Origin of the sequence: Rhodococcus sp. NPDC127593 (assembly GCF_042671975.1) — a bacterium.
GTDB lineage: Bacteria > Actinomycetota > Actinomycetes > Mycobacteriales > Mycobacteriaceae > Rhodococcus_F.
The window spans coordinates 1-10245 of sequence record NZ_JBHXWI010000128.1 but is presented as its reverse complement, the minus strand read 5'-3'; the positions used below and the strand labels follow the sequence as shown (position 1 = coordinate 10245).

11 protein-coding genes and 1 pseudogene are annotated in these 10245 nt (G+C 64.8%); 7 read left to right on the top strand and 5 right to left on the bottom strand.

What is annotated here, in order from left to right; genetic code table 11:
* Positions 1-91 precede the first annotated feature (91 nt).
* Both ACFVJ3_RS48565 and ACFVJ3_RS48560 read right to left on the bottom strand, forming a co-directional pair.
* Positions 92-256 (bottom strand): annotated as a pseudogene (locus ACFVJ3_RS48565) (GIY-YIG nuclease family protein); the annotation flags it as partial.
* Positions 257-454: 198 nt separating this feature from the next.
* On the bottom strand, positions 455-907 hold the full coding sequence (locus ACFVJ3_RS48560) for a hypothetical protein (RefSeq protein ID WP_378458888.1): 453 nt from the start codon (positions 905-907) through the stop codon (positions 455-457).
* Positions 908-1213: 306 nt separating this feature from the next.
* Here ACFVJ3_RS48560 and ACFVJ3_RS48555 point away from each other — a divergent pair, with 306 nt between their 5' ends.
* The 6 genes from ACFVJ3_RS48555 (at position 1214) to ACFVJ3_RS48530 (ending at position 5831) form a co-directional block, all read left to right on the top strand.
* Complete coding sequence (locus ACFVJ3_RS48555) at positions 1214-1513, top strand: hypothetical protein (RefSeq protein ID WP_378458887.1); 300 nt, start codon at positions 1214-1216, stop codon at positions 1511-1513.
* Between the two features lie 372 nt (positions 1514-1885).
* Entirely contained in the window at positions 1886-2368 is a 483-nt protein-coding gene (locus ACFVJ3_RS48550) for a wax ester/triacylglycerol synthase domain-containing protein (protein ID WP_378458886.1), read from the top strand.
* Positions 2369-2610: 242 nt separating this feature from the next.
* Positions 2611-3240: an antibiotic biosynthesis monooxygenase gene (locus ACFVJ3_RS48545; RefSeq protein ID WP_378458885.1), complete on the top strand. Its 630-nt coding sequence runs from the start codon at positions 2611-2613 to the stop codon at positions 3238-3240.
* Between the two features lie 778 nt (positions 3241-4018).
* Entirely contained in the window at positions 4019-5440 is a 1422-nt protein-coding gene (locus ACFVJ3_RS48540; RefSeq protein ID WP_378458884.1) for a wax ester/triacylglycerol synthase family O-acyltransferase, read from the top strand.
* An 8-nt stretch (positions 5441-5448) separates the two neighbouring features.
* Positions 5449-5697, top strand: a complete 249-nt coding sequence (locus ACFVJ3_RS48535; RefSeq protein ID WP_378458883.1) for a hypothetical protein — start codon at positions 5449-5451, stop codon at positions 5695-5697.
* An 11-nt stretch (positions 5698-5708) separates the two neighbouring features.
* Positions 5709-5831 (top strand): hypothetical protein, encoded by a 123-nt coding sequence (locus ACFVJ3_RS48530; protein ID WP_378458882.1) that lies wholly within the window; start codon positions 5709-5711, stop codon positions 5829-5831.
* 190 nt (positions 5832-6021) lie between these two features.
* On the opposite strand, the gene ACFVJ3_RS48525 is transcribed toward ACFVJ3_RS48530, so the two are convergent.
* Positions 6022-6345: a hypothetical protein gene (locus tag ACFVJ3_RS48525; RefSeq protein ID WP_378458881.1), complete on the bottom strand. Its 324-nt coding sequence runs from the start codon at positions 6343-6345 to the stop codon at positions 6022-6024.
* 603 nt (positions 6346-6948) lie between these two features.
* Between ACFVJ3_RS48525 and ACFVJ3_RS48520 the strand changes: the two genes are divergently transcribed.
* Complete coding sequence (locus tag ACFVJ3_RS48520) at positions 6949-7317, top strand: Lsr2 family protein (RefSeq protein ID WP_378458880.1); 369 nt, start codon at positions 6949-6951, stop codon at positions 7315-7317.
* Between the two features lie 815 nt (positions 7318-8132).
* Here ACFVJ3_RS48520 and ACFVJ3_RS48515 read toward each other — a convergent pair.
* On the bottom strand, positions 8133-8312 hold the full coding sequence (locus ACFVJ3_RS48515; RefSeq protein ID WP_378458879.1) for a hypothetical protein: 180 nt from the start codon (positions 8310-8312) through the stop codon (positions 8133-8135).
* A 256-nt stretch (positions 8313-8568) separates the two neighbouring features.
* Positions 8569-9549, bottom strand: a complete 981-nt coding sequence (locus ACFVJ3_RS48510) for an alpha/beta fold hydrolase (protein ID WP_378458878.1) — start codon at positions 9547-9549, stop codon at positions 8569-8571.
* Positions 9550-10245 lie beyond the last annotated feature (696 nt).

The following is a 10245-nucleotide window of genomic DNA, read 5'->3' as shown; positions in this document are numbered from 1 at the left end:
CAACTCGGTATGACAAGCTTGCCCTGACTTACCGGGCCGGATTCCTCCTCGCCGGCATCGTCGAATGGCTCAAACTATTGGGAGACATGCCCTAGAAGGAATTGCGTGAGTTGCCGTCCTGGTTGAGCGGAACGTCCAAGCTCGCGATCAACTCATCCCCGAGTTCCCACGGCTCCTCATGCGCGATCCACGAGACGGGGGCGTTCTCGACCTTCCACTTCAACAGCAGTGTCTCCCCTACGTGGAAGGCATACCGCTTACCCGAACCGACAAGGCGCTACAACCCGTTCCCGACCTCATCCGCGACCACCAGCAGTCGCTGGCACGGGGCGCGGCCTGGCAAGTACCTGCTCACGGTTGCGCGGTGAGGCAGCGAGGTAGACCGCAGATTTCAGCCTGCGGATCAACGATCGGACTCACGCGGAAGATGTCGTCATAGCGCGGCGACAGCGATCTACGGAACCGTCCACACCCCGGCACCCGGCAACAACGTGACGCTCGGAGTCCCGGGAATCCCGACGGCGGCGACAAGCACTCCCGGCCCCGTTGGTACATACCCACGATTCAGCGTGCTTCTCGGTACCACCTGCGTTGTCCCGGTCGCCCCCGTCGATAGATTTCGCCACTGGATACTGCAGAAGCAATAGCTGGCATCGTCGCCTACAAATCGCGTCATCCCCGGTTTTTCAGGGTCGGTCTGCGCAATAACCCATCCACCGACGGCCGACGACAACATGTACGGCGGAGCAGCCGTTACACCGAACGTCGGAAGAAAGAACTGCACGTCCGCCGGTGCAGCGTCAGCAGTTGACGTCACGGACAACGCGATACCGAACGACGCGAGGACCGCGCTGAAAGCGGCGGCGATGCCGCGCACGACACGAGATATACGCACTGCCTGGGCCATGGTCGCCCCCTTCATGTCACCCCGCCACGGTAGAGGCGGACGATCCCCGTAGTAAGTGTCGCAAAAGCACAGCGATCGGCGGTGTCATTCGGGTGGGCGACATCAGCAACGTGCGACGGTCACGGCTCGCCCGAGGTGAGGACTTCCCCAGGCCTCCGCGGTGTTGGACGTTTGGCTGACAGGGCGGGGCGGGTCGGTTACAACTGAGAGGGCATCGACAGTGACGCGTAGGGTCACCCCCGCGATGGGGGCCGGACGACACCACGCGTCCGGTGGCCGATGCGTTCAGCGAAGGAGCAAACGTTCGTGCTCGAGAACGAATTCCACCCCGTGGTCCGCAACCCGTCGCCGCCCACCGATCCGCCGCCGCTCCGGCGAACGACTCGCCCGGACCGGGCACCGATGGTAGCCACTGGTCGATGCGGGGCTGCGCGGCAAGCCCTGGTCGACGCCGACCCGGAGCGAAAGTCCGAGGGCGAGGACGAGGACGAGGACGAGGACCAGCGTGAATCCTCGTCGATACCCGACGATCCGATCATCTGGCCCGACCCCAGCCCGCTCGCCGACTGGTGGGACCAGGTACTAGGCCGGCCCTCGACCACCTGAGGGCCCGCGGACCTGTTCGCTTGTGTGGATCAGTGCGGCCCAGTTCCGGCGTGTCGGCGGAAAGCACGGTCATCGCTGGTGCTGTGCGCTCTGCTGAAACCACACAGCGGCCGGGAGGTGCGGTGTGCGAGCTGGGTTCGAACTGATTCCGATGAGCCCGACCGAGGCGATGTTCGTGCTCTTCGAGTCCCGTCGAACCCGATGGACGTGGCCACCCTGACTCTGTTCGCCCCCCGAACGGCACCGCACCCGCCGCCCACGCCGCCAACATGGTCGAGCGCCTGCGCGCCCACGCCGAGGCCGCGGACTTGTTCCGAAAACGCGGTTTCCGCCCACTGCACGGGTATCCGTGGTGGTCGGCTCGAGGACTCGATGCCCCTCGATCCGCAGCACCCAATGGGGGAAATGCACGTCATCGAGGACCTGACCGACGGACACACCGCGGTGTACACAAGATTTCATCTGTCGCTGACCGACGACGCCTCCGGGATGAGGCTGCCGCACCGCACGCTCTCGGTCGACCCGGACCTCCGGGACTGCCCGGCGCCGTCGAACCCGTCGGTCGCGGCCCCAACGCGACATCCCTCCCTCGACCCACGCGGGTTGCTGCGGTCCGGCCTGGGCATCACGCGGGAGATGGCGGCCACCATCCCTACCTTGGTCCGCGCCGGCTACCACGGACTGACCGAAGAACACCTGACGTTGCCGCTGCAGTCCCCGCCGACGATCTTCAACGCCCCGACCGGCCGCGCCCGCAAGGTCGCCGCCCGATCCTGGCCCCTGAAACAACTGCGCCGGCTCGCCGCCTGCACCGGTGCCCCTTCGGATGTGGTCGTGTCCCCGAGACGCCGTTGACCGCGATGCTCGCGGTCCCGCTCGACCTCGGCGAGGGCCCCACCATCGGGCCGGGCAGTTGAGCATCACCCTCACAAGCCGATCCGGGCAGCTCCACGTCGTGGTCGTCGGAGCTCGCAGCTGCGGCAGAACCTCGCCACGTACACCGGCCACCGCCCATTGCCTCCGACGGATAGGGGGAGCAGTGTGAAACAAGGGGAAATGACCGGCGACGCCGCGTCGGCGCCGCCCTGAGGAGAAGGGTGCCGATCGTGTTCGCACGCTCAACCACAATTCAAGCGCATCCGTCGTACATCGACGCCGGGATCAAACACGTCCGCGACACCGTGATGCCGGCATTGGCGGACGTCGAGGGCTGCCTCGGAATGTCCTTGCTGGTCGATCGCGGCTCGGGCCGGTGCATCGCGACCAGTTCGTGGCGGGACGAGGAATCGCTACGCGCCAGCGAGGGACCGGTGCTGAAGCTGCGCGACGACGCAGCCGAGGTCTTCCACGGCACCACGGAGGTGTCGCGGTGGGACATCGCTGTCATGCATCGCGACCACCATTCGGAGCGCGGGGCCTGTTGCCGGGTCACGTGGTTCAAGACCGAGCCGGCCCACATGGACCGCGGCGTCGATGTGTGGAAGATGGCCGCACTGCCCAAGATGGAGGAACTCGACGGCTTCTGCAGCGCCAGCCTGATGCTCGACCACGCCGCGGGTCGCGGGGTGTCGTCGCTGACATTCGACAGCGCCGAGGCGATGGAACGCAACAGGGAACGCATTGACCGGATTCGGGACGAAGGAGTTCGCGAGGCGAACGCCGAGGTGCTCGATACATGCGAGTTCGAGCTCGCCATCGCGCACCTGCACGTCCCCGAGATGGCGTGAATGTCGAACTGCCCAGAAGCACAATCTCAGCCTGTTTCGACGGCCGCCGCAGCGGTTGGCCGTCATTCGAGACGGATACCGACAACGACAAGCGGTCTATGTGGATCAATCCCAACGACAAGATCAAACCCGACGACACAGTGGATCGAGGGTTGCGCCGGGGCGTGCAACCGGTAGCTCCCGCCCGCAGCTCGCCAGTGCCACGACCGATCTGATACGCACGGTAATGCTGCCGAGCAGCGGGTGAAGCTGTCGAGATCACTATGACTCAGCCCCTCACCTCACCCGGGCCGTCGGCCCCTCCGACGCGCTGACCCGCACACAAGGTAGCGGCCGACACGCCGGGTGTAAGTGTGCACTGCTCGTCAGCACCATGGGTCGCCCCGACGGGGGAACCGGTGCCGAGGGCCTTGTGGAGTCACGGTCGAAGCTGTCCGGTGCGCAGCGAACCGGGTATGAGCACGGTGTTGTCGGTACGGGCTGCGCAGGTAGCGGGTCCCTGTCGACATCCATCGGCTCGGCTGACTCGTCCGCCGGCCGGGCCCCCATCCCCAGTCCGGCCGACTGGCGAATTGCCCGACTTGTCCTATCCGGGACTTTCGGCCTCGCGCGGTCGTCCGCACGTCCTGTACAACTAAACAGGGATGCCGGTTTGTGACATGAACCACACCTAACCGTTATCTTACGACCCGATTACCTGGAGCTGAACCCTCAGCCCCTGAAGTACCCGCAGTGGCAGTGCGGATACTCGACACGGACAGACGGAAGGAGGCCTCACATGCTGCTGCCGATGTCGCCGACCGATTCGCTGTTTCTCCTCGGCGACTCCCGGGCGCATCCGATGCACGTCGGTGGGCTTGCGATCTTTACTCCGCCGGAGGGCGCCGACGCGGCCGAGATGGGGGCGATGTTCGCGACAGCAGTGGACTCCGACGAGGTGGCCCCGATATTCCGCAAGCGGGCCCGCCGATCGGTGACCACGCTGGGGCAGTGGGGCTGGGACACCGCCACCGACGTCGACGTCGATTATCACGTGCACCGCAACGCCGTCCCCGTGCCGGGCGGCATGTGCGAACTGATGACGTTGGTGTCCCGACTGCACGGCACCCCACTCGATCGCGGCCGCCCGCTATGGGAGATGCACCTGATCGAGGGCCTCGCAGAGGGCCGCTACGCGGTATACACCAAGATCCATCACGCCCTCGCCGACGGCGCGTCCGCGATGAACCTGTTGCGCCGCAGCATGAGCGAGGACCCCACCCGCAGGGGTATGCCCGCCCCATGGCAACCCGCCGCACCCGCCACTGCGACTGGCATGGCCGGGCCGGCACCAGCGTCATCGATGCCGATAAATCTCCGCGGCCTACCAAGCCAAGTCCTGCGCGCCGCCCGCGACGCGGCCGGCGAGGTCGCAGGTCTGGCACCGGCGCTGGCCGGCACCGTCGACCGCGCCCTACGCGCCGAGGGCGGGCCGCTGTCGACGCGGGCACCGCACACAATGTTCAACGTCGCGATCGGGGGCGCCCGGCACTTCGCCGCCCGCACCTTTCCGCTCGAACGGATACGGCTGCTCGCCAAACACGCCGACGCCACCATCAACGACATCATCCTGGCGATGTCCGCCGGAGCACTGCGCACCTACCTGCACGATCTCGGTGCGCTGCCCGCCGAGCCACTGATCGCGATGGTTCCGGTCTCCCTGCGCCCCAACACCTCCGGCACCGATTCGGAATCCGCGAGCGGGAACCGGATCGGGGTCCTGATGTGCAACCTCGCCACCCACCTGCCCGACCCCGCCCACCGGCTCGACACAGTGCGCACCTGCATGCGTGAAGGCAAACACGCCCTCCGCGCGATGAGCCCCGGACAAGTGCTGGCGACGAGCGCCCTCGGCGCCGCCCCCCTCGGTATCGAGATGCTCCTCGGCAGGCGGGGACCGCAGCGTCCGCCGTTCAACCTGGTGATCTCCAACATCGCCGGGCCCGACACCCCGCTGTACTGGAACGGCGCCCGCCTCGACTCCCTCTACCCCCTGTCGATCCCGGTCACCGGACAAGCCCTGAACATCACCTGCACCAGCAGCGACGACCAACTCGTATTCGGGTTGACCGGCTGCCGGCGCACCGTCCCGAACCTGTACCCGATGCTCGACCACCTCGACATCGAACTCGACGCCCTCGAACAGGCAGTCGGCCTGTAAGCCACCCCGTGGCCGCCGTGACCGACGGCGCCGTGGTGACGGTGATGATCGAAATCCTCTACTCGACATTAGTTTCCCCGGACAGGAAGGAAGAACACCCTCCGATGAGCACACCGAACACCTTGACCACCTCCCCACGCCCCGGCCTCCACAGGACCTCGATCAGTACCGAGGAGATCAGGACCCGGATTGCCGCCCTATTCGCCGATCGCCACTCGACCGGCGCCACCGACACAGCACCGGCGTCCGCCCGGTAGGAAGGAATCCCGTGAACACGCACAGGGCACTGCTCATGCTGCTGCTCGGCGGCACCGCCGCCCTCGAGGTCCTCCTCCGCCGCCCCACCCCGCGGCGCCGCGGCCACGGTGCCCCCTTCCACGCCAACGGCTGACACAGCCGCCGCGCATCATCGTCCCCGGCCCTCGACTCACGAACGACCCGCCGACACCCCTCGGCGTCGTGGCTCGGCTATGCCGCGTGGCCATTCAGGGGCGCAGGACAGCGGGGACCCGCCCGGCGCTGCCCGGTTGGTCCAGCGGATCGGCGGCTCGTACCGCCGCCTGCCCCCGACTGGTGCACAGTTAGAAGTCGACCCCGTGGCCCTCGAGCCACCGCGCAGGGGTGAACCACGCTGTATCGAGGTGATACTCCTTATCGAGGGCATCCAAGATCGCATGCGCATCCACCCCGCAGTAACTCTCGTACATCCGAACATGAAGCCCTGAACGCTTTTTCACTGCATCGAACAGAATGCCGTGACGGAACAGAACCGTTTCGGAAGGACGCACCATGAGGTTGCCGCCGCGGTCGGCCGCATCTCCGTCGACAACCTCCAGACACAACACCATGCGGGGATCTGTCGAAAGCACAACAAGCAGCAAATCCAGATCCTGCGGGTTCGTCACACCGTGCCATGGCCTTCTACCCTCCCTGCCGCCGACCGCCACGCAGTCGAGCGCCCGACGCCAGGGTCGACCTTCGACGATGTGCAACCGGCCACCGGGCCTCAGAGGCGGAAGCGGACAGTTCCCCGCCGACCCGGATGCGGAGACATGCGTAGTTCCGTGTTCGGTCGTCATAGTCCCGGCGTGCCCGCAGCCATCCGTCCTGAAACATCGGACTGCCCGCACAGGCCGGATCCGCGAATGCCTCCACCGAGTCCCCCGTCCACCGCCCTCATCGTGAGGTCATCGCGTCGCCGCGAGCCCATATCGTTCCGGGCGCGGCGGCGCGGAATCGAACGCGAGTCACCGTGTCCATTTGGGGGGACCCTGTCGGCGCGCGCGGCTGACCTGCGGGCATTGAGTATCGCGCCTCTTGGCTGCGGCTACTTCCAACACCCCGACTTGGATTCGAGCGGACCCGTCTGGTGGATGAGGCTCTTTCCGCCAAGATACTTTTCCGATTTGCTATTTTCGATGCATGCAGTGTCGAGTACAGAATTTTGGCTGAGGCGAGCATTGTGTAATGGACGTAGAGTAGGTGCGTAAAGTGACGAAGGAGTTGGAATGGCGCGCCAAATAGTTGTCGAACACGTCGACGATATCGACGGAACTGCCATTGCGGAGGGAAAGGGCGAGACGATCACCTTCTCCGTGAATGGAATCGACTACGAGATCGACTTGTCGGCGAGGAACGCGAGGGAGTTCCACAAGAAACTCGATCACTACATCGATTACGCCACGAAGACGGGTGGCCGCAAGAATCGATCCGCGGGCACACTCACGTCGAGTGGTGAGGTCAAACGGAAGCCTGTGCGGCGGGACCGTGACCATGTGAGGGCAGTACGGGAATGGGCTCAGGAACAGGGCTATGACATCGGTGTTCGCGGGCGCATTCCTACCGCGATCGCAGAGGCCTACGACGCTGCGCACTGACGCCCGTGCGCCATTGCACTTGAGTTCCACGGTCGAGTGGATTGAATGGGAAGCCGGGTGGCGATCGGGCATTCGCAGGTGGCGTGTCGGCGAGGGTCCCTGCGCTAAATTCTGCTCCAAGATCTGTCATTCGACGCGAATGCCGGGTCTTGGAGCAACAGCAACCTACCGCCGCCCTTCCGCGGAACGATTTGTCCATCAGGCAAACCGCCCCAATCTCGTTTACGGCCCCTCGCGAGAATCCGACCTTTTCTGAGCAGCAGGATGATCAATGAATGATCGTGATGCCTATTCAGCGATTCGGCGGCGTTGTTCCAGCGCACACATGCCTACGCCACCCCGCCACGAAGTCACCCACACCTCGCAGGAGCGCAGAGCGCCACTACCATGAACAGAGCTGAGGCGTCGGCGGCGACGCTGCGGAAAATCTCGACAACGAGCAGGAGATGCACAGAGGCCCGCCGGTTAGCCGGATCGCAACGGTCACTGCCGTTCTCTGCAGATCTCTGCAGATTTCTGGCGTCCCGATTCCCCGGTGGTTCATGGTGGCCCCGCGCTGTGAGTCTTCCCGTCACCTCTCGCCTGTATCGATACCGAGATCAGTACGGATTCAAGCAGGCGCCCACCATGGGGCCCGAGTATGGCCTGTTCGACTGAAGGCCTCGACACCTTTCTGCCACAACACCACTGAGCTGAGCTCCTCATCACCCACTCCTTGATTCGCCACCGACATGAAATCGGGCGGTTACGGTCCTGCGGTCAAGTCGACTTGGCTAACGCCAGACTCGAGCGGTTGGACTGCCCCATGAGATCGGTCAGAGCAGGCCGATGATGGCTGTCATGCCGAGCAACGCCACGAGGCTGGCGATGGCGATGCCGCCGAATGCTACGGGGCGAAGACCCGGGCATCCTGCTGTCTCCAACGCCCGGCAGCAGAAGGTCCCGTCGCCGGCGACCAGAAGCCCGGCAGCGATGTAGGTGAGTTCTGATGCCACGGCATGGAGACCTCGGTTGGGGGGCGGACTTCGCAATTGCCACGCCGAGCGCCGCTACGCTAATGCTCATGCATCTCATGCATAGTCACGCCGGGTAGGTTCGCTCGTTCGCGAGGTGGTTGCGGGCCACACTGCCGACGGTGGGCCTGGGACCATCGTGCATATTCCACGTCATGTGTCCACCTGGGGCGATGGCGTGCCGAAGAGCGATTTTAGCCTGGGGCGAATTCCCAGTGAAACTTCTGAGCAGACCTGATCACCGCCGATTACGGTAGCCGCGTAGTCGCGTGTACCGATCGGGTTTCGAAAGCTCGTCGTGGATGATCTGAGCGATCTCGGCGAGAGCTTCGGGCTGGTCCATATCAGAGTGTGTGCTGTGGATGTCATGTGACTCAATGTTGCCAGTGACGTATGGCTCCCAGCTTTCGGCAGATGAGTCGCGTGAAGTCAAGCCGTCTTCCGTCAACGTTGGGCGGAGAAACACCATATCCCCGCGGTAGAGCGGCGGGACATGGGTCTTCGACAGCTGCAGATGATTCCGATAGAGCGTAAACGCCGCATCCTCGATGGGCGCATACTCGGGTGCGTCGACCATCTCTCCGTATCGGGTGTGTGCCCATGCCCGTATCGATTGCTGCAGTTCCTCATCCGAGGGTTTCTCAACGGTGTGAAGATCCGTAAGTCCGGCCGCGCTGTCCATCAAAACGAGCAGTGCAACCTCGAGTCCTCGGCGTTCCAACGCGGTGGCGATCGCATGGGCGACAAGGCCACCGAACGACCAACCCAGCAGAAGGAACGGGCCGTCTTCCTGAACGGTGAGGATCTGCTCGAGATAGTCGGCGGCCATCCTCTCGATCGACGTCGGTAGCGGCATCACTCCATCGAAACCCCTTGCTTGCAGACCATATATGGGCTGATCGGGAAGGTGGGCACGAAGGCCCAGGTAGCACCAGCTCAGACCGCCGCCCGGGTGGATACACCACAGCGGCGGTCCGGACCCTTCGCTTCGGATCGGCAAGATCACCGCGAACGGATCGAGCAAATCGGGTTCAGTGGCCTCACCTAGTCGGGGTGCGAGTTCGGCGATCGTCGGGGACTCGAAGACCACCCGGATCGGGACCTCCACCCCCAACTCCGACCGAATCCGGCTCACCAACCGCGTCGCCGACAGCGAATGCCCACCCAAATCGAAGAAACCGTCATCGATCCCCACCCGCGGGACGTCGAGCACGTCCACGAACAACGACGCCAGCGTCTCCTCCACCGGCGACCGCGGAGCCCGGAACACCCCACCGATGAACTCCGGTGCCGGCAACGCCCGCCGATCCAGCTTCCCGTTCACCGTCAACGGCAAGCGATCCACCACCACGACCACCGCCGGAACCATGAAGTCCGGCAACAACCCGGCCACGAAACGACGGACCTCGCCCCCCATACCTGTTCGCCACCGTCAACGACTACATAACCCACCAACCCGATGTCAGCGGCGGCGGCCCGGACAATCACCACCGCCTGAGTCACCGCCGGATGCTTCAGGAGAACCGCCTCGATCTCCGCGGGCTCGACCCGGAACCCCCGCACCTTCACCTGCTCATCAGCCCGCCCGACGAATTCGAGCACCCCACCAGCCGTCCACCGCACCAAATCCCCCGACCGATACATCCGCGCACCCGACACCCCGAACGGACACGCCACAAACCGCTCCGCCGTCAACCCCGACCGACCCACATACCCCCGAGCCACCTGCACCCCCGCGATATACAACTCCCCCACCACACCCACCGGAACCGGCAGCAACCCCGCACCCAACACAAACACCCGCATACCACCCACCGGGGTGAGATTCCCCCGCTTCTCCGGAGACTTTTCTATCTGGCTCCGGTGAGCTCGGGTTCGATGATATCTGTCTCCTGTCCGTCTGGTCGGTCGTAGT